Source organism: Dyadobacter psychrotolerans (genome assembly GCF_004349265.1).
GTDB classification, from domain to species: domain Bacteria; phylum Bacteroidota; class Bacteroidia; order Cytophagales; family Spirosomataceae; genus Dyadobacter; species Dyadobacter psychrotolerans.
Map to the genome: position 1 here is coordinate 770,564 of NZ_SMFL01000001.1, position 18,818 is coordinate 789,381.

Below are 18,818 nucleotides of genomic sequence, written 5' to 3' on the forward strand. Positions count from 1 at the left end.
AAGATAACGCGGTCCTACAAAACAACCCTGGAAGGGTTGAACGGACTAGCAACGCTTTCAACAACGGGATTGAAAGACTCATCCTGTTACATTACCTCAAAACCAACGTCATGAAAACAACAAAACCTTACTTCAAACCAACAAACTAAAATGAGCACTTACACACAAATTCTTTATCAAATCGTTTTCAGTACAAAAGAACGTGAGCCTGTTCTGTTGAAGGAAAATCGTCCTTTGTTGTTTAAATATATTTATGGTATTCTAAAAAATAAAAATTGTCATCTATATCGAATCAACGGTGTAAGTGATCACATACACATCTTGACAAGCCTTCACCCTTCTGTTTCCCTATCCTCGCTGGTTAAAGACATAAAAATCAGCAGTTCCGTATTTCTCAAAGAAAATAATTTATTTACCGGCTTCTCAGGCTGGCAGGAAGGTTATGGAGCATTTACTTATTCTTTCGGAGAAGTAAATATATTAATTGAATACGTTAAAAATCAGGAACAACATCACAAAAAGATTACTTTTAGGGAAGAATTTATAGCCATGTTAAACGAACAGCAAATCAGGTTCGACGAAAAATATTTAACTTAAAGAAATGTTACTCTCAGAAGCAAAAATCCTCATTATCGACGATGACGTCGACGTGCTCAGCGCCGCGAAACTTCTATTAAAACGCCATGCTAAACTAGTGGATATTGAAAAAAATCCACAAAAGCTGCCTTTTTTGGTTACCAACAATGATTACAACCTCATCCTGCTGGACATGAACTTCACCAGGGATGTTAATAGCGGACGTGAAGGTTTTCACTGGCTCGACCGGATTCTGGACATCAACCCTAAAACAAAAGTGATCATGATCACCGCCTATGGGGATATTGAAATGGCCATCAGAGCAATAAAGGCGGGTGCGACGGACTTTGTCTTAAAACCTTGGGAGAATGATAAATTGCTCAACACAATTGAAGCAGCACTTCAAAGTGGCGCTTCTCTTTTGGCAGCTACAGGTACTGCAAACGAAGAAAAAACGAAAGAAGACAGTAAAAAGGGCAAGCCTTCCGCAGACACAATTATAGCTTCAAGCGACTCGATGAAGCAGGTCCTGCATACTTCCGAACGTGTAGCCGCAACGGATGCCAACGTACTGGTGCTGGGCGAAAACGGAACCGGAAAAACACAGCTGGCAAAACATATTCACCAACATTCCAAACGGGCAGATAAACCTTTTGTAACCGTTGATCTCGGCGCGTTAAGTGAGACTTTGTTTGAAAGCGAACTTTTTGGCCATGTTAAAGGTGCATTTACAGATGCAAAAGAAGACAGGGCCGGCAGGTTTGAAGAAGCTAAGGGCGGAACCATTTTTCTTGACGAAATCGGAAACCTGACTTTGCCGCTACAAGCTAAATTACTGACAGTCATACAGGAAAGACGCGTTACAAGAGTTGGATCCAACAAACCGATCCCTCTGGATGTACGGCTGATTTGCGCAACGAACATGAATATTGAGAAAATGGTGGAGGAAAAGGTGTTTCGTCAGGATCTTCTTTACAGGATTAATACGATTGAGCTCGATCTCCCGCCTCTGCGTGAACGCCAGGAAGATATTGCAGTTCTTGCAGATTTTTATCTAAAACAATTTAGCAAAAAGTACAACAGGCCTGTGACGGACATCAGCAGTGCTTTGATCAAAAAAATGCAGCAGTATAACTGGCCCGGAAATATTCGTGAATTGCAGCACGCCATTGAACGGGCGGTTATTCTTTCTCAGGAAAAAACTTTGCAACCAGACGACCTCTTTCTGAAAAGCTCCGGCGGCCAGGCATCCACTGCAACCGGTTTTGACCTTGAAGACATGGAAAAAACACTTATCGTCAAGGCCATGAAACGCTTCAACGGAAACATAACAGATGCTGCCCGCGAACTCGGCCTAAGCAGAGCGGCGCTCTACCGGCGAATGGAAAAATATGGTCTTTAAGATATTGAAGTAAATATTGAACGATCAGCAAATAAGAAAGGCTCCTGATGAATTCATCAGGAGCCCCTTTTGGTACATTTTTTTCAGGTTCCCATGTTGCCAGTGCTTACTCACGGTCTGGCTGCAACGCTTACCTAATTGATTTAAAATGACCAAGTATCTTGTTTTGCTGCTTTCTGTACTATCATTCTATCCTGTCTTTTCTCAGACAAACATACAAGCTGTTCCGTTGAAAGATGTTAAAACGCAGCAAGGCTTTTGGCACACCCGATTGCAAATTGCAAGTAATGTAACCATACCACACGTTTTGGAACAATGTGCACAATCCGGTCGTTTTGACAATTTTGCGATTGCGGGAGGTTTACAACAAGGCAAATTCAAAGGAGCTCTTTTTGATGATTCTGATGTATTCAAGGCGGTGGAAGGCGCTGCATATTCACTGCAAAACCGATATGATGCCAGGCTGGATAAATACCTCGATAGCCTGATCGTACTTTTTGAAGCTGCGCAGGAACCGGATGGTTATCTTTACACCATACGAACGATCAATAAGGATACAACCGGATCTTACAACTGGAATGCCGGCCCATACCGTTACTCTTTTGAAAACGGAAGCCACGAACTCTACAATGTGGGGCATCTTTATGAAGCAGCCATTGCGCATTTTGAAGCAACCGGTAAAAAGTCTTTATTGAATGTAGCAATTAAAAGCGCTAATCATCTCGTCAGGACTTTCGGACCAAATCCGGGTCAGCTTGTTGTAGTACCTGGCCATGAAGAGGCAGAAATTGCTTTGATCAGACTTTCACGCACTACCGGCAAAAAAGAATATTTTGACCTTGCCAGATTTTTCATTGATATGCGGGGAAGATCCGATAAACGCCCGCTCTTTCTTGATGGCCATAAGTTAGGCCCATCCTATTTCCAGGATCAGATACCGGTTGTAAGACAGAAAGAAGCTGTCGGACATGCGGTTCGTGCCCAGTACTTGTATACTGCAATTACCGATATGCTCACAATCGAAGATGATCCAAAATACAGTGCTGCAATACATAACATTTGGGATGATGCAACTTTAAAAAAGCAATACATTACCGGCGGTGTTGGAGCACGTGAAGATGGGGAGGCATTTGATTCCGCTTATGTATTGCCCAACGATAATGCCTACGCCGAAACTTGTGCCGCAGTTGCCAACATGTTATGGAACCATAAAATGTATTTGTATACAGGAAAAGCCAAGTATATGGATGTTTTCGAGCGCGTTCTTTACAATGGCTTTCTGGGTGGAATGTCCATCAAAGGCAATCAATTTTTTTATGTTAATCCTATGGCCTCAAACGGGACCAACGATTTCGGAAAAGGCAGTGGCGCATTGAGAAGTGATTGGTTTGGCACTGCCTGCTGCCCTACGAACGTATCAAGATTTCTCCCTTCCATGCCTGCTTATATTTACGCTAAAAAGGGAAATGAATTGATTGTAAATCTTTTTGCCGACAGCGAAATCAATACAAAAATTAGTGATGTACAAGTCAAGCTTTCTCAAAAAACAGATTATCCATGGAATGGTGACGTCAAAATGACTGTAAATCCGGAAAAGTCACTGACTTTCCCGATTTCGATCCGGATCCCCGGCTGGGTGCAGGGAAACGTAATTCCAGGTGATCTGTATACCTATACGGACAAAAATCCGCTGTCCTTTGAATTAAAAATAAATGGTAAACCCATAAAGGCAACGGTCGAAAAGGGTTATTTAGAAATCACAAGAACCTGGAAAAAAGGCGACATCATTTCACTTTCACTGGATATGCCTGTAAAAAAAGTGATCGCTAATCAAAATATCAAAGCAGATAAAGGCAAAATTGCAATTGAACGGGGTCCTGTTTTGTACTGCGCAGAAGGGGATGACAATGAAGGCAAGGTACTTTCGATTAAAGTCAACGCAGGACAAACTTTTACACCGGAATTCAGGAAAGAATTTTTGGGAGGGGTAATGGTACTGAAATCAGCTGATGTTACGCTAATCCCATATTTTGCCTGGGCAAACAGAGGAGCAAATGAAATGACTGTCTGGTTTGATTCAAAGTGAAGCCATGTTTCAAATCCATCTTACTTTTCCGAATTAAAAATCAGATGAACCCTTGTACCATTTTCTTTTTCAACAAGGATTGTCAAGTGTAGAAGCGCCGAAATTTCCTTGACGATCAACAGACCAAGGCCATGATAATCTTCTGAAACGGTCGCTGATTTTTCGATGAAATCGTTAGACGATTGATTTAGCCAGTCCATCAGATTATCCGGCATCCCGGGACCGGAATCAGCGACGATGAAATGCAGACTGCCTCCACGATTTTCTACACTAACCCTTATGACACCTTGGTACGTATATTTATTTGCATTGTCAATCAGGTTATGTATCACAATTCCAAACAATTGCACATTGGTTTCCACCGAAAGCTTTGCAGGTACTTCGTATATAAATTTATTGGATTGTTCCTGAATGGCCTGTGAAAAAAGCTCGGCTTTTGTTTTTACCAAAGGGCGTAACAATATATTTTCCTTTTGCAAATGCTCACCATATACCTGCGTTTTTATATATCCAATCATGTTTTCCAACAATTGGTACATCCTTTTACCCGAGGTTGTCAGGCTTTTGCCAATATCAGAAACTGTATCATATTCCTTGTTGTTGATAAATCCATTAATTCTCTCCGTGAAAGAAATCATGTATTTCAAGGGTGTTCGAATATCATGGCTGATTGAAGCAATGAGCCTGCTTTGGATGTGCATTTGCCTGTTCAGTTCCTTTTCTGAATCCCGGAGCGCCAGCAAAGTCTGTTCAAGATTTTGGGTTCTTAACATTACTTTTTCTTCCAGCTCCTGATTTCGGTTTCGTAAATGTCTTATTCTAAACCTGATGTAGAGATAAATTATCAATAAAGCTACACCAACGCAAATCAGCTGAAACCATAATTTTTCATACCAATTACGATTCACTATAATGGTAAGCGACTTGACAATTTCATTACCACTGCCAAAACCGCTGACTTTTTTTACCTGCAAAAAATAAGCCCCTGATCCGAGTTCGGAAAAGCGGATTACGGGATCACCAGCCTTTAAACTTATCCACTCCGATTTACCGGTTAATGCGTCGCCACTTATTTTATACGAGAGCAGAAGGTTGTTTATATTCCCAAAATACGCCGTGGCAATAGAAAGACTTATATTTTTAGGGTTAACGGGCAGCGTAATCGTATCATTTGTTATGAACCTCGATTTTCCGTGTACTTCCAGCCTGTCGATAAGCAATTTCCCATCCGGCTGCTCGGACTCTATATCCTCCGGTTTAAACCAGACCAGACCATTTAAAGAAGGAAGCGAAAAATGTCCGTCCGGTAATTTTACTGAGCACGGCTGGCAGCCTCCATCAAATTCGTTTGTTTTAAAACCATGATCTTTGGCATAATAAAGGTAAAATGGAGTCCGTATTTCAGCCTTTCCGCTTCCGGCTAACCTGGTATAATTCAGCAGGTCTTTTTTAGAAACCTGAAACAAACCTTTGTTGGTTGTAATCCAGAAAAAACCTTTTTGATCTTCTGTAATACAATGAGCGGCAGCTAAATAGCCATTAACATCCGGCGGAAACTGAACAAGTTTGTTCCGGTTGTAATAGAGAATTCCGTCTTCATAGGTTGTAAAAAACAGTCCCGTGGATGAAGGGGAAATATACAGGCTCCTTACAAACATCCTTTCAGTTCCCTTGATTACAGCAGTTCTTCCTGTTTTAAGTGACACGTTATAAAGACCCTGTTCCGTTGCCAGCCATAAACTATTATTTGACTGTAAGATAAATACAATGTTTTTGATAGTGTAAGTGTTAAATGCTTTCGGGTGTAGATTTTCCTGGCCATGCCGGATATAAAAAAGGCCCTTCGATTTCAAACCGATCCATATCCTTCCCTCCCAACCCTGGTAAATGGTTTTTATTTCATCATGCAGATTCCAGGAATGTAAAAGCTTTTGGCCTTTTGGTGCATACCTGTATAATAATTCACCCGATTTGATCCAGATAAATCCGTTTTGATCAGTCAAAATACTTCGCCCGTCAAGTTTGAAATTTTTACGAACAGCAGGTAAAACTGCTTCATGTTGCCTCCAAAGTCCTTGCTTTGTTTCGTCTCCGAATATTATTCCGCCAGGAGTAAGCACGTTTTTATGATCAAAAAGGGTTTGGGCATAAAAAATATTATCCATGTCTCTCTCACCAAACCTGAGTGTTCTGAACATTTTTTCAGAAAACACAAAAAGACCTCTTGTGAGGCTTCCTAGAAATATTCTGCTTCTGAACTGGTCGTAGTGAACGGTAATGATGTTATTTGTCTCAAAATCAAAGCCTCTGAGAATAAGCTGAGTGCGGAAAGTGCTGTCCGCAATTTGGCTGAGATAATAAAAATTTTGGTTCAGAAGAATAAATACCTGATCGGAAATATTGTTCCAGTAAACTTTCAGTGTTTTACCGGGCTTCTGATAATCAGGATCTTCAAGAATGTCACCTGTCAACGAAAATCGCTTTGTACCTTTCGTGTCAATACAAAGTATCGTATTATCATTTTCAACCTTGTACAAATTTCCACCCAGGCTAAAGTAATTGCGAAAAAGAGGACTTTTTATTTGAAGTTCACCAGCCTTTTTCCATTTATCAAAAAATTCAATCCTGTTTCGGTGAAGTATAAAAAAACGGTCTTCTGCATTGGGCGACAAGATGATATAATAAAGGGGATCTGCTTCTTCCCATAAATAATTGGGTGAACCGGATGCAAGCAGACTGACATTATGACCCTCATTAATGTGTGGGACCATTTTGATTTTACGCAGATACGATGAGTCCGACACAGCAACAGAATTTTCAATCCGCAGCATTTCAAAATCATTAGAAACTCCATAAAACCTTTCCGGTCTCGTTATGTCTGGTTGTATTGTATGGAAACGAGTATTTTTCTGACCGGTATTAGATTTGTTAAAAACATAGAAATTGTGTCCGTCGAAGCGTACTAAACCATTCTCCGTTGCAATCCAGAGAAAACCATTTTTGTCCCTGGCTAAACTTCTTACACTATTTTGCGGCAGTCCGTTTTCATCCGTATATTGTTTTACATGATATTCAGGCTCCTGATTACCATGTAAATCCTGCGCTGAAATTTTACCTTTTGTGAATAAAAATGTTAAAACGGCAAGTATGAAGATTTTCGTTAACATCATCCTGAAGTTTAAGTCCGTATCGATGAGCATCTACCCGGTGATAGGACCTAAAACATCTGATGAGGTAACATTTTTCGATCAGATTTACATATAATTTATTTGATATACATTTCGTAATAGAACTATCTGTCAAGACTTTTCGAATGCTTAATAAATGATGTAACATTATCTTTTTTTACTTAAAAAAACTGTAAGACTACTAAGTTCCAAACTTCGACATATATACGCAGACGCTAGTTCGCCAGGTTCTTTTTAACGGTATCTATATCCCGAAGTTCTCCGTCTACGATGATATTTACATCACTGTCCTTAAAAATATCATTGTCAGAAACCAGTTTACTTTTAAAGTAAAGGGTAAAGGGAAGTTCCTTGCCTTTTGTAATAATTTGTCCGGCAGCTTTAAGTACTTTCCCCATATTTATGGCAAGAGGAATTTCATAGATCTCGCTGCTGTGCGCTTTCACTCTCGTCATGTCTTTAACCTTCCCTTCTGCAAGACGTTTTTGCTTTCCAAGATCAACTACGTAAGATGGGTTTTTGAATTGTATAGGAAAGCTGTTGCGATTACTAAATTTCAATTTTATAATTACATCGGATTTACTCAGCCTGAATTTTTCCATATCAAAATCTACAACCTCAACTTTCGGGAGCTGGTACAAAGGCAATCTTTTATCCATGGATAAGGTCAGACTGTCTTTTCCCAAAATAGGTTTTTGAAAATGAAAAACCGTTTCAAAGTGATAATCGGCACTGTCTTCTCCTTTGCTGCTTTCCTTATCACCTTCCTTCGACAGATCGGCAATTTTTAATTTTGAAGGCAAAGTTACCATCGTGCTATCATTCGCTTTAAGTGCCAGCGGTTCTTCATATTTATTTTGAATGATTGTCACGCCATTCATTTGAACAAAATAGTCAAAACCGTTTACGTCAAAGCCAATTGGAAGCGGATTGTGTACCAGCAAATTCAGCGACAAGTCAATGGTGCTGTCTGTAATGTTGCTGATCCGGCCAATTCCCATTTCAACTCTTGGTTTCAAACCGGATACCGGATTTTCATGATTTTTCTTGTAAAAATGCCATGCAACAACTCCCGCAATTACAAAAACAATAAGAATTAACAGAATTTTGAATGGTCTTTTGAGGTTCATAATCACCGGTTTAAGTTTGAAAGTATAGTGATCAAAAATCATTCCTCTTACAACCTCAGTTGGTAACGTCTTTCCTGCGCAAGTCCCCAGATGCCCTCATGTTTACAACGTATATGTGTACTTATGTCTTCATTAATTACCTTATAATGAGCCTTTTTAATAATTTTTGTTTGGTACAGAATTTTAAAACCACCAGCCGAAATGAGATTTCTCATTGTCAATAAACCGTGTAACCTAAAATTATACAATCATGAAAACGACCAAAAATAAGTCCACAAAACAAATTACTGAAAGTGACGGCGAAAAATTGAAAGAGCTCTTTGTAGATGGTTTAAAAGATATCTACTGGGCTGAAAAACATCTGGCAAAAGCGCTGGTTAAGATGTCAAAAGCTGCAACATCAGAAGAATTAAGATCTGCTTTTGAAACACATACTACTGAAACAGAAGGACATGTAAGCCGCCTTGAAGAAGTATTCGGTATGATTGATGAAAAAGCACAGGCTAAAAAGTGTGCTGCTATGGAAGGTTTGCTCGAAGAAGGCACAGAGATAATTGAAAGCACCGATAAAGATACCATGGTTCGTGACTGTGGCCTGATTATGGCAGCTCAAAAAATAGAGCATTACGAAATCGCTTCATACGGTACGTTGCGTAACATAGCCAGGACACTTGGATATCCGGAAGTAGCGGATTTACTTCAAACTACCCTGGATGAAGAAGGAACAACCGATCACAAACTGACTGAACTGGCGGAAATGTATGTAAACGAAGAAGCACACGCTGAATAGCAGATAAAGAAGTGTATAAAAATAGCCCATCTAAATCAATTGATTCGGATGGGCTATTTTTATATGCTAATATTTTAAACCAGATCTAATTTCCCGTGATCACCGCCATCGGGTGTAGTACCGGTTACGGCTGCTTTTAACATGGAGAAAAATACCACCATCTTTGAAGAAGTGCTGTCCCAGTATGCCGCTTCGTCCGTTGTTACTTTAAGCATGACCAAATCCGGATCATCCTTCCCACCCGGAAACCACGCTTTTGACATAAAACTCCACAACTCCTCTTTTTTTGCTTCATCTTCAACCACCGAAGCGTTACCTGAAACGCTTGCATAAGAGTTATTTTTAGGATCAGAATAAATCAGCGACACCGATTCCTTCCAGTTGGTATCACTTCCTATTTCCGTTTGACGACTGGTAAAAAACCACGCATTTCCTTCCCCATCAATGTCAAGGGTCGTCATTGGGCGGGATTCAATTTTGCCGTTTTTATAAGTAGTATACATGCAAAAACGAATGTCTTCCGCTAATGACTTTAATTTTTTTATTGCTTCTATATCCTGCAGGTCCTTTTCCATAATTTTCTGTTTGTTTGTTCATACTTATAAATGATTGGGTCGATACAATAACTGTTCCATCCTGATATAACTTAAAACAAACTCAAAACAAAAAGCCCGTCGTTTTACTGACAGGCCTTTCAATATATGTATGTTACATTTATCTTTGCTCTTTTACTAATTTTTCATATTCCCTTTCTGCCAGTGCTTTCTCATCCAGATTGCCGTAGGCTGTGAAGTAATGCGAAGCAAGTCCGATTCCCCAACCCAGCATAGGCCAGATTGGCCAGGGATAAAAATGACGTAATGAGTGGTTACCCATTGACAAAAAATAGATCAGCCATAGTCCTGCATTTACGATCAGATAGCTACGCAGATGGATTTTAAAACCTGCTCTTTGTTTAGCTTTTCTCCAGAGATATTCGTTTCGTGGCGTTTCCATAGCGTTTTTTGTTTAAGATTTTGACCAGGTTTTTTATTTATGATTCAAATTTAAAACCTAAAACTAACCCGGAACAGACAATTAAGACGAACCAACGGATTTGATGGATGAAGATCAGTAACGGACAGATCAACTAAAATGCACACTTTAAACCGGCCATTCTTCCAGCCGGTAAGCGCTGTCCCAAAAGACATACTCTAGCCGCGAAGCTGTCAAATAGGCTTCTCTCATTTTCAATTTGGTAGACTCAGAGGCATTCTGCGCCAGTTGGTTACAAATTTTAAGTGCATTTTCAACCGATTTTGCAAAGTCTTCTCCCGCGTATGCATCGATCCAGTTTTGATAGGAGTTTGGCTTCGCTTGATTTTCATAAATGTAATCCCCCACTTTTTTATAAATCCAGAAACAGGGAAGCAGGGCCGCTACTGCAACTTCATAACTTTCAAAAGTACTCGCTGCTAATAAATAATTGGTGTAAGCAAAACAGCCTGGCGCCTTTCCGGATTTCAAATCGATGTCATATTCCTTAAAGTAACCGATATGCAAAGCCCGCTCAACCAAAATTGCATTCTGTGCGAATTGCAGGAATTCGAGCAGTTCGCTACTGTTACCGGCACGGGTGCCCGCAGTGGCAAGCGCTTTTGCAAAGTCGGCCAGATAAAGCGAATCCTGATAAATGTAGAATTGGAATTTTTCAACCGGCAAAGTCCCGTCTTTAAGTTCCTGATTGAAAGGATGATTCTCAATTTCGGTATAAACCGGCAATGCTTCTTCCCAAAGTTGATCCGTAAATTTCATAACTTTATCTGCATTTTTATTGGGGAAAAAGAATGATTTAAAGGTCCGTGACCATGACCGGTTTTGACATTTTTCCCAGCCCCGATTGCGTCCGATACATAATTTTTGGCCAGAAGAATTGACTCAGTAATTGAATTCCCAAGGGCGACATAAGTTGCGATGGCGGAAGATAAAGTACAGCCGGTTCCGTGCACATTTTCACTTTCGATATAATCACTTTCCAGAATAAGCATTTCCTTGCCTTTCTGTGCAAAAACATCATACAAGGTTGGGGCGACCAAATGACCTCCTTTTAGCAATATCCCATTGCAACCTTTCAACAGCATTTCGTCAGTTGCTTTTTTCATATCATCCAGCGATTCAATTTTCTTTGAACTTAAAATTTCACCTTCGTCAAGATTAGGTGTGATCAGGTTAACTCTGGGAAACAATTCTTTCCACAAAACTGCCACGGTTTCGTCCTGAATCAACTTGGCTCCGCTTGTTGAAACCATAACAGGATCAAAAACGACGAAACCAGGTTTAAATCTGTCCAATATTTCGGCAATGATCAAGGCCACTTCAACAGTATTAATCATTCCTATTTTTACCGAATCAATGGTGATATCTTCGAAAACTGCTTCAAGCTGCTGTTTCAGAAATTCAGCCGGAACGGGATGAATGGCGCGGACACCCACTGTATTTTGTGCGGTAAGGGCCGTAATCGCTGACATTCCGTAGGCACCCAAAGCTGAAATCGTTTTTAGATCCGCCTGTATTCCCGCCCCTCCTCCACTGTCCGATCCCGCAATGGTCAACACGGTTGGATATCTTTTCATTTTAAATTCGATTTGTTAAAAATGGACATTAATTGGGTTGCAGCCTGGAAAGGAGATTCAGCACTGCATATCGCAGAAATGACTGCAATGCCATTTGCTCCGTTTCTCAGAGCCTCTGCTGCATTTTTGTCGTTTAGGCCACCGATTACAACCAAAGGATGTCTCGAATTTTGCCTCATCCATTTCAGTCCTTCCTTACCCCACGGTGTTTCAGTATCTGTTTTGGAAGCGGTAAAAAAAAGCGGACTGGCAGCCAGGTAGGAAATTTTCCAGGTTTCTGCTTCAAAAACATCTTCACGTGTTTCCGCTGATATCCCGACAATTTTTTCCGGCAGCCACAAATCTTTTAGCATATTGTAATGCATATCGTTTTGCCCCACATGCACGCCATCTGCATCAATGGCCAGGGCAACATCCACCCGGTCATTGATGATTAAAGGCACATGATAGGGCGCCAGCAGATCTTTCAGTCGTTTACCACGTTCGATAAAAGCACGGGTTCCCAACGTTTTTTCGCGAAGCTGCACCATCGTCACACCACCTTTCACCGCTTCTTCAACAACCCAATAAAAGTCCCGGCCCAGGCAGGCGGCCTCGTCGGTTACCAGATATAACTGGATCTGATTTAAGATATTTTCTTTCATTTTACTCTGGATGAAACCTGAAGATTCTGAGGAGTTATTTCTGCCAGCGCATCCAGAAATGCAATTTGAAAAGATCCTGGCAGCTGTGTTTTTTGAAAAGCCATTTCTCCGCAGACACCCATCATTACAGCCGCAAAAATCGCCGCTTCAAAAGGATTAGATTGAATGGCAACAAAAGCGCCGGCGATCGCGGATGCTGAACAGCCCATTCCGGTAATACGGGTCATCAGCGGTACACCATTTTCAACATAAGCTATTTTCTGACCGCTGACAATCAAATCCGTCGCCCCGCTTACACTGACAACTGAACCATATTTTAAACTCAATGCAGTTGCAGCTTCCAGACTATCGAGTGAAACAGCGGTACTGTCGACACCTTTCGTCCGGATATTTGTACCGGCCAAAGCCATAATTTCAGAAGCATTTCCACGGATTATTGTTGGAGATGCAATTGTCAGAAGTTCGTTCAAAACAGCATTGCGATATGGCGTAGCACCAGCTCCAACAGGATCCAGAACAATGGGTTTGTTTAATTCTGCGGCACGTTTCATTGCCAGCTTCATTCCCGCTACCCATGGAGGTGAGAGTGTGCCAATATTCACGACCAAAGCTCCGGCGATGGCAACCATATCCTCTACCTCTTCAGCAGCATGCGCCATAACGGGTGAAGCTCCGGCGGCAAGCAACGCATTGGCAGTGAAATTCATCACTACAAAATTGGTGATGTTTTGCACCAAAGGGGCTTGACTCCTTAAATTGATCAGGTTTTGTTCAAAATTAATATCCATTATCTCTATTATTAAATTGAGAGAACGGGCAAGAGGGAGGCGGTTTGTACTAAAAATAATTTAACCAACCAAAGAGAAAAAAGACAACACTTTGCCTTCTAAACGCTTTTTCCTACGACAGCATCAACTGTGTCAGGTTCAAAGGGTATAAATCTCAGTCCGTATTTCGGACACCCCTAAAGCCATTCTTAATTACGAATGTAGTAGTTTTGGGCAGAAACTAAAAGTTAAAACATAATGATTAAAGCTGCCATATTTGACATGGACGGGTTGCTGATTGATTCGGAGCCGATTTGGGCCGATGCTGCCCGTGAAGTCATGCAAAAAGTAAATTTCCAATTGACACACGCACTGAAACTTCAAACCACCGGATTGTCTATCAAGCTTTTTCTGGAATTTTGCTACAAAATACAGCCATGGAACACGCCAACCTTTGAAGAGCTTGAACGGGAAATTCTAGAGCATGCACATAAAAATATTCTCAATCATGCAGTTGCCATGCCCGGCGCAATAGATATTATCAAAAATCTTAAAGCACAGGGTCTTAAACTGGCCGTAGCATCTGCCTCACACATGGTGCTAATTGAAGGTGTTCTCAAAAGGCTGGAAATTATTGATTACTTTGACACCTGGCACTCTGGTGAGCTTGAAGAATTTACAAAACCACATCCGGCGGTATACCTGACAACGGCAGCAAAACTTGGTGTTAAACCTGAGGAATGTATCGCTTTTGAAGATTCTCATGCAGGCCTTCGTTCTGCCCACGCAGCCGGAATGATCACGATTTCAGTACCGGCGATGGAGGTTTTTGAAGATCCAAAATTTAATCTGGCGCATTATAAAATTTCCTCTTTGGACAAATACATTCTGGAAGAAATGTGCGGACAGCCGCAAAATATTCTCAACTAGTTTTTTATTAAATTAATGATCGGACTTCGCCATTTCAGCATTGTAATAGCTATCAGGATAACACTGATTATCGTGAGCGTTTTCGTGGTGATATGGCTGGCTTCCTTAAAAACGAATGTAACATTAATTTATATTCTGGGTGGAATTTTCATCTTTGTCCAGGGTTCTCTTTTATATCAGTATGTTACCAATGTCAACCGGAAACTGACTTATTTTCTGGAATCGGTACGGTATTCAGATTTTACGATCAACTTCCGGCATGATAATAAAATGGGTAAAACGTTTCAGGAACTCAACCAGCAGTTTAATGAAGTGTTGCACGCGTTTCGTCAGGCCCGGGCTGAAAAGGAAGCCAACCTTCAGTACCTCAACACCATCGTTCAGCACATTGGGACGGGACTTATCACTTTTGACAGCACGGGGCAGGTCAATCTGATCAATAATGCTGCACTCCGGATGCTGGGAATTTACAGACTGCATCAGCTTAGCGAACTACAGGATAAACATCCAAGATTATTTGAACTGCTTTCCAATCTGGATTCCGGTGTGCGTGAACTTTATCGTACGCCTTCCGACCAACCCCTTGCCCTGCAGGGAGCGGCTATTCAGCTCAGAGGAATGTGGGTACGGATTGTGGTTTTGCAAAATATCCAGACAGAACTTCAGCAGCAGGAAGTGGAATCATGGCAAAACCTGACGCGTGTTTTGCGTCATGAGATTATGAACTCGATGACACCTATTGTGTCCCTTGTTGGTACAATGCGGCTGATTGTAAATGAAGATATTGAAAAATCCACTACTGATCAGGAGGCCGTAAATGATTTGAAAGAAGCTTTACAAACACTGGAAAAACGGAGCAAAGGTATGATGCAGTTTGTGAACGCTTACCGAGATTTTACAACCTTGCCAAAACCTGTGTTTTCAAATCTGAACGTTGCCGAATTGTTACAGGAAGTTCTGCAATTGCTACAGACAGATCTGACAACTGCCGGAGTACTGTGGAAATTGACAGTGAAACCAGAAAACCTGATTGTAAAAGTCGATGCCAGCCAGATTCAGCAGGTTTTAATTAATTTGATAAAAAATGCATCCGAGGCATTCTCTACCCAAACCGACCGTGTGATTTCTCTTGAAGCTTATCAAAACGACAACACCACTTTTATAGAAGTGCAGGACAACGGAGACGGCATTGAGCCTGAGGCAATTGACAATATTTTTATTCCTTTTTATACCACAAAAAAAACCGGTTCAGGAATTGGGCTTAGCCTTTCCAGGCAGATTTTACAACAACACGGAGGTCAACTAAACGTAGCCTCTGAAGTCGGTAAGGGAACGGTTTTTACTTTGGTTTTTTAAAATAACCATTTTGATTTAAATCAATCCTGATAGACCTTTAAAATCCTGACCTAAAATAGACTTTGCATCGGCACCCAACCAGTCACGAAGCAATGAAGTATAAACATCTCTGAAATCGACAGAATATTTAAGATCACCGCCATCAAGATTCGTCAGATCAGGCGCTTCGTTATAAACTACTGAATTACGCGCCGGCCCTCCTATTAGAAACAAATTATTGGCAGTACCATGGTCCGTACCGCCGCTTCCATTTTGCTTCACCCGACGACCAAACTCACTAAAAGTCAGCACCATTGTCCGGTCCAGCTGTCCCTGTTTTTTAAGATCATTAACAAAAGCAGCAACCGCTTCGGAGTATAATTTCAAAAGCCTGTCCTGCTGGCCACGCTGCCCAACATGCGTGTCAAATCCGGAAAGTGAAACGTAATAGATTGTTGAATCAATTCCGGAAGTAATCAATTCCGAGATCGTTTTTAAACTTTTACCTAACTCATTATTTGGAAATTCTGTCAAGCTGGTTTGCACCTTTGCCTTTTGATATAAATAATCAGCACTTGACTTTGTATCCGCAAGTGTTTTGTACAAATAACTTACCGGATCATGACCTGTGTTAACAGGGGAAGTTTTTACAAGATTTTCCACCATCCCGTTTTTGGTTTGGTTGTAAAGCTTTTTCGGATCCAGCAGGGCCATGCCATTAACCTTTTCGCCCTTCATAGCGAAACTTAAGGTGTCATCAATTTCCAGCATCTTGTGCGGCGTACCTGCACAACCCGTACAAGCCGAATCCAGATAACGCCCCAGCCAGCCGCTGCTTAAATATTCCTTTGCATCACTGCCGGTTTGCCAAATATCCATCGATCTGAAATGGGACCGATCCGGATTAGGATAACCAACGTTATTGATAATGCGAACACGGCCATCGTCGTACAAGCCACGAAGTGCTTCCAACGCCGGATTAAGCCCGATCTCATCATTTAATGAAAGCACTTTAATTTTTTCAACTGCCAACGAGGGACGTTGTTTATAATAAATGTCGTTTTGATATGGAATGACTGTATTCAGCCCGTCATTCCCTCCGGACAATTGTATAACCACCAGGATTTTTCCACTCTCGTTGTTGAGATTGTATTGATGAGCTTTTAGAAAACTGGGGATCAGCATGGTTCCTGCCGTTGCCAGTGCCGAGTGTTTCAAAAAATCGCGTCTGTCCATATCAACCCTGTTTTAACTAACCTGATACTCCGGCAGTGCCATGATGGTAAGTGTAATTTTTCTGATCTGTTTTATGCGGTCTGTTTCTGATCCGGCACGTTTTGCAACGATTTCAATAACCTCTGTGCTGGGTTGTTCTGCGAGCAACTGACCTGCGATTACACCAGGCAGTTTGTCCACGGCTACATTTTCAAACCTGGCAACCCAGCGGTCCCAGTTTACATCTGCCTTTGTATTTTTATCCTGCTGTTTGACTGCCTTGTCATTAACATCACCACTATCTTTGGGTTTCACCTTCACCTCCGATTCGCCGATCATCAGATTTGGCAGCTGCATTCGAAACATCAGACTTGAACTGTCAATCCAGTTTCTTCCGCCCGGCCAGCCTGCAACGTTGGGCGGATAAAACAATTCCTGCCCCAGTACCCTTTGTATATAAAGTGTTGACTGTTTATTATTAAAAGTAGCTCCCAGATTACGTTGAATACCCACCATCAACTCTACGGGAGATTTAATCAAAGCATTTTTTACAGAGTCTTCATAAAACCATTCAGAAGTAAAAATCCTGTACATCAGATTTTTAATATTGTAACCCGACTTAAAAAACTCTTCAGATAACTGGTTGATTCTATCCTGATTCTCTATTTCACTCACAAATGAGCGGTAAATTTTAGCAGTTACATATTTTGCCGTTTGTTTTTGTTCAAGCAAAAAATTGATAATATCCGTTCCTTCGAAAGCGCCCTGTTTTCCAAGAAAATTTTTCACACCATGGTCGTGTACTTTTTCCCGGAATTCAAATTCGCCCAGAGAATTGTATGCCCATCCTGTAAATGATCTCGCTGCTTCCTTTACATCTGTCTCGGTATAATTTCCCCTTCCCAGCGTAAAAAGCTCCATCACTTCGCGTGCAAAATTTTCATTAGGGCTATTTTTCCGGTTCTGCTGGTTGTTTAAAAATTGAAGCATTGCCGCTTCCTTCGAAACAGCCATCAGCATTTCACCGAAGTTGCCAAGTGCATTTTTACGGATAGAATTGATATAATTCTGAACAAAAACCGGATCTTCCGAACGACATGCAAAGTGCCCGTGCCAGAATAGCGACATGTGTTCCCGTAGTACGCCGCTGTCCTTTGCCATCATTTCCACCCAGGCAACGTTTAAATCACGGACCCGCTCGCGTTCAACTCTTCCACGTTCACGTTTTGCCGTCTCTTTTGCGGCCTCTCCCATCATCAAAACCTCTTCGATGGGTTTTGCAGAAATGTTATCAGCAATAGATATTAATTGTATCGGAGTATATTTTTCACTGTTTTTAAACAGCTGATCGATGGCTTGCTTCAGCGTACGTTTTGTCTCAGGCAGGGAGCTAAGGCCGGCACGCCGGTAGAGATGAAGTATTTTACTATCTGGTTCCGAGTCTTTCATAACAATCCTTTTGGTAATTATGGACGTATCTATACAAGCCAAGGTTTACAGCATGGAACTAATTCAGCTTCTTTTAACAAACCACTAAAATTATTCCGGGCTATTGGAATACAACGGTTTAAATTATAAATTAATGCCTGAAAGTTGATATTTATCACCATTACAACCAATACCACACTTATTGCATCTTATTTAAAAACAGATTACAAATGAAAAATTTATCACTTATTCTGGTTTTGGCATCGGCACTGATTTCCTGCCAAAGTACATCCATAGATAAAAAAGAGGACGAGATAAAATTTAAAGAAGTTGTGGTTTTAAATGATGTACCCCGTTCTACACTGACGTTCTTTGAAATTACAGACAGTCGTTGTCCCCAGGGTGTAAATTGTGTCTGGGCCGGAAATGCGACGGTGGACCTTGCTCTGGATGGTGTAGGCACAGAAGGGAAGATTTCAAAACATGTAAATCTGTGTCTTGGAGATTGCCGGGGAGGGAATTCGCAGTCTTCGTTTAGGGTGATTGATTCTCTTGATCAGAGCTTTGCAGGGCAGCAGTACAGATTTATTTTAAAATCAGTAAGCACCTTTGCCAAAACAGACACTACCAAAAAGAAACAGGATTATTCCATTTCTCTTCAGATTAAAAAAATTAAGCAGTAAAGGGATTAGACTTTCCAGGTCTTGAAGACTTG

The 18,818-nt window shown here is 41.1% G+C and carries 17 protein-coding genes and 1 riboswitch; of the genes, 7 read left to right on the forward strand and 10 right to left on the reverse strand.

Annotated features, from left to right (window positions below):
* Positions 1-150: 150 nt before the first annotated feature.
* The 3 genes from tnpA to E0F88_RS03235 all read left to right on the forward strand — a co-directional run bounded on the left by tnpA (position 151) and on the right by E0F88_RS03235 (position 4,064).
* Positions 151-597, forward strand: coding sequence for an IS200/IS605 family transposase (gene tnpA, locus E0F88_RS03225; RefSeq protein ID WP_131956590.1), 447 nt, complete (start codon positions 151-153; stop codon positions 595-597).
* Between the two features lie 4 nt (positions 598-601).
* Positions 602-1,978 (forward strand): sigma-54-dependent transcriptional regulator, encoded by a 1,377-nt coding sequence (locus E0F88_RS03230; RefSeq protein ID WP_131956592.1) that lies wholly within the window; start codon positions 602-604, stop codon positions 1,976-1,978.
* A gap of 148 nt (positions 1,979-2,126) precedes the next feature.
* Complete coding sequence (locus E0F88_RS03235; protein WP_131956594.1) at positions 2,127-4,064, forward strand: glycoside hydrolase family 127 protein; 1,938 nt, start codon at positions 2,127-2,129, stop codon at positions 4,062-4,064.
* Between the two features lie 20 nt (positions 4,065-4,084).
* Here the strand turns inward: E0F88_RS03235 and E0F88_RS03240 are convergent, their stop codons facing one another.
* Together E0F88_RS03240 and E0F88_RS03245 are read right to left on the reverse strand one after the other, a co-directional pair.
* On the reverse strand, positions 4,085-7,234 hold the full coding sequence (locus tag E0F88_RS03240; protein WP_165939978.1) for a sensor histidine kinase: 3,150 nt from the start codon (positions 7,232-7,234) through the stop codon (positions 4,085-4,087).
* Between the two features lie 233 nt (positions 7,235-7,467).
* Positions 7,468-8,382 carry an LEA type 2 family protein gene (locus E0F88_RS03245; protein WP_165939979.1) on the reverse strand — a complete coding sequence of 305 codons (915 nt, stop codon included), beginning with the start codon at positions 8,380-8,382 and terminating at the stop codon, positions 7,468-7,470.
* Between the two features lie 250 nt (positions 8,383-8,632).
* On the opposite strand from E0F88_RS03245, the gene E0F88_RS03250 reads away from it, so the two are divergent.
* The gene (locus E0F88_RS03250; RefSeq protein WP_131956600.1) at positions 8,633-9,172 is read left to right on the forward strand and encodes a YciE/YciF ferroxidase family protein; all 540 of its coding nucleotides are present in this window, start codon (positions 8,633-8,635) and stop codon (positions 9,170-9,172) included.
* Between the two features lie 74 nt (positions 9,173-9,246).
* Here E0F88_RS03250 and E0F88_RS03255 read toward each other — a convergent pair whose 3' ends face one another.
* The 6 genes from E0F88_RS03255 to thiM form a co-directional block, all read right to left on the reverse strand.
* On the reverse strand, positions 9,247-9,747 hold the full coding sequence (locus E0F88_RS03255; protein ID WP_131956602.1) for a pyridoxamine 5'-phosphate oxidase family protein: 501 nt from the start codon (positions 9,745-9,747) through the stop codon (positions 9,247-9,249).
* Between the two features lie 139 nt (positions 9,748-9,886).
* A complete protein-coding gene (locus E0F88_RS03260; RefSeq protein WP_131956604.1) occupies positions 9,887-10,168 on the reverse strand; it encodes a 2TM domain-containing protein in 282 nt (93 codons plus the stop codon).
* A 147-nt stretch (positions 10,169-10,315) separates the two neighbouring features.
* Positions 10,316-10,966 (reverse strand): thiaminase II, encoded by a 651-nt coding sequence (gene tenA, locus E0F88_RS03265; RefSeq protein ID WP_131956606.1) that lies wholly within the window; start codon positions 10,964-10,966, stop codon positions 10,316-10,318.
* Entirely contained in the window at positions 10,963-11,784 is an 822-nt protein-coding gene (gene thiD, locus E0F88_RS03270) for a bifunctional hydroxymethylpyrimidine kinase/phosphomethylpyrimidine kinase (RefSeq protein ID WP_131956608.1), read from the reverse strand. Before thiD ends, tenA begins: the two co-directional genes overlap by 4 nt.
* Entirely contained in the window at positions 11,781-12,428 is a 648-nt protein-coding gene (gene thiE / locus E0F88_RS03275; RefSeq protein ID WP_131956610.1) for a thiamine phosphate synthase, read from the reverse strand. Before thiE ends, thiD begins: the two co-directional genes overlap by 4 nt.
* Positions 12,425-13,216 (reverse strand): hydroxyethylthiazole kinase, encoded by a 792-nt coding sequence (gene thiM / locus E0F88_RS03280; protein ID WP_131956612.1) that lies wholly within the window; start codon positions 13,214-13,216, stop codon positions 12,425-12,427. Before thiM ends, thiE begins: the two co-directional genes overlap by 4 nt.
* Positions 13,217-13,308: 92 nt before the next feature.
* A riboswitch (TPP riboswitch) is annotated at positions 13,309-13,404 on the reverse strand.
* 49 nt (positions 13,405-13,453) lie between these two features.
* Between thiM and hxpB the strand changes: the two genes are divergently transcribed.
* Together hxpB and E0F88_RS03290 are read left to right on the forward strand one after the other, a co-directional pair.
* A complete protein-coding gene (gene hxpB / locus E0F88_RS03285; protein WP_131956614.1) occupies positions 13,454-14,125 on the forward strand; it encodes a hexitol phosphatase HxpB in 672 nt (223 codons plus the stop codon).
* Positions 14,126-14,140: 15 nt separating this feature from the next.
* Positions 14,141-15,481: a sensor histidine kinase gene (locus tag E0F88_RS03290; RefSeq protein ID WP_131956616.1), complete on the forward strand. Its 1,341-nt coding sequence runs from the start codon at positions 14,141-14,143 to the stop codon at positions 15,479-15,481.
* 15 nt (positions 15,482-15,496) lie between these two features.
* On the opposite strand, the gene E0F88_RS03295 is transcribed toward E0F88_RS03290, so the two are convergent.
* Together E0F88_RS03295 and E0F88_RS03300 are read right to left on the reverse strand one after the other, a co-directional pair.
* Positions 15,497-16,696, reverse strand: coding sequence for a DUF1501 domain-containing protein (locus tag E0F88_RS03295; protein ID WP_131956618.1), 1,200 nt, complete (start codon positions 16,694-16,696; stop codon positions 15,497-15,499).
* Between the two features lie 12 nt (positions 16,697-16,708).
* Positions 16,709-18,124: a DUF1800 domain-containing protein gene (locus E0F88_RS03300; protein WP_131956620.1), complete on the reverse strand. Its 1,416-nt coding sequence runs from the start codon at positions 18,122-18,124 to the stop codon at positions 16,709-16,711.
* A 209-nt stretch (positions 18,125-18,333) separates the two neighbouring features.
* Between E0F88_RS03300 and E0F88_RS03305 the strand changes: the two genes are divergently transcribed.
* The gene (locus E0F88_RS03305; protein WP_131956622.1) at positions 18,334-18,786 is read left to right on the forward strand and encodes a hypothetical protein; all 453 of its coding nucleotides are present in this window, start codon (positions 18,334-18,336) and stop codon (positions 18,784-18,786) included.
* The last annotated feature ends 32 nt before the right edge of the window (positions 18,787-18,818 follow it).

Coding starts and splice junctions, on each gene's coding strand:
- tnpA (WP_131956590.1), top strand. CDS start 151: ATGAGCACTTACACACAAATTCTTTATCAAATCGTTTTCAGTACAAAA.
- E0F88_RS03230 (WP_131956592.1), top strand. CDS start 602: ATGTTACTCTCAGAAGCAAAAATCCTCATTATCGACGATGACGTCGAC.
- E0F88_RS03235 (WP_131956594.1), top strand. CDS start 2,127: ATGACCAAGTATCTTGTTTTGCTGCTTTCTGTACTATCATTCTATCCT.
- E0F88_RS03240 (WP_165939978.1), bottom strand. CDS start 7,234: ATGATGTTAACGAAAATCTTCATACTTGCCGTTTTAACATTTTTATTC.
- E0F88_RS03245 (WP_165939979.1), bottom strand. CDS start 8,382: ATGAACCTCAAAAGACCATTCAAAATTCTGTTAATTCTTATTGTTTTT.
- E0F88_RS03250 (WP_131956600.1), top strand. CDS start 8,633: ATGAAAACGACCAAAAATAAGTCCACAAAACAAATTACTGAAAGTGAC.
- E0F88_RS03255 (WP_131956602.1), bottom strand. CDS start 9,747: ATGGAAAAGGACCTGCAGGATATAGAAGCAATAAAAAAATTAAAGTCA.
- E0F88_RS03260 (WP_131956604.1), bottom strand. CDS start 10,168: ATGGAAACGCCACGAAACGAATATCTCTGGAGAAAAGCTAAACAAAGA.
- tenA (WP_131956606.1), bottom strand. CDS start 10,966: ATGAAATTTACGGATCAACTTTGGGAAGAAGCATTGCCGGTTTATACC.
- thiD (WP_131956608.1), bottom strand. CDS start 11,784: ATGAAAAGATATCCAACCGTGTTGACCATTGCGGGATCGGACAGTGGA.
- thiE (WP_131956610.1), bottom strand. CDS start 12,428: ATGAAAGAAAATATCTTAAATCAGATCCAGTTATATCTGGTAACCGAC.
- thiM (WP_131956612.1), bottom strand. CDS start 13,216: ATGGATATTAATTTTGAACAAAACCTGATCAATTTAAGGAGTCAAGCC.
- hxpB (WP_131956614.1), top strand. CDS start 13,454: ATGATTAAAGCTGCCATATTTGACATGGACGGGTTGCTGATTGATTCG.
- E0F88_RS03290 (WP_131956616.1), top strand. CDS start 14,141: ATGATCGGACTTCGCCATTTCAGCATTGTAATAGCTATCAGGATAACA.
- E0F88_RS03295 (WP_131956618.1), bottom strand. CDS start 16,696: ATGGACAGACGCGATTTTTTGAAACACTCGGCACTGGCAACGGCAGGA.
- E0F88_RS03300 (WP_131956620.1), bottom strand. CDS start 18,124: ATGAAAGACTCGGAACCAGATAGTAAAATACTTCATCTCTACCGGCGT.
- E0F88_RS03305 (WP_131956622.1), top strand. CDS start 18,334: ATGAAAAATTTATCACTTATTCTGGTTTTGGCATCGGCACTGATTTCC.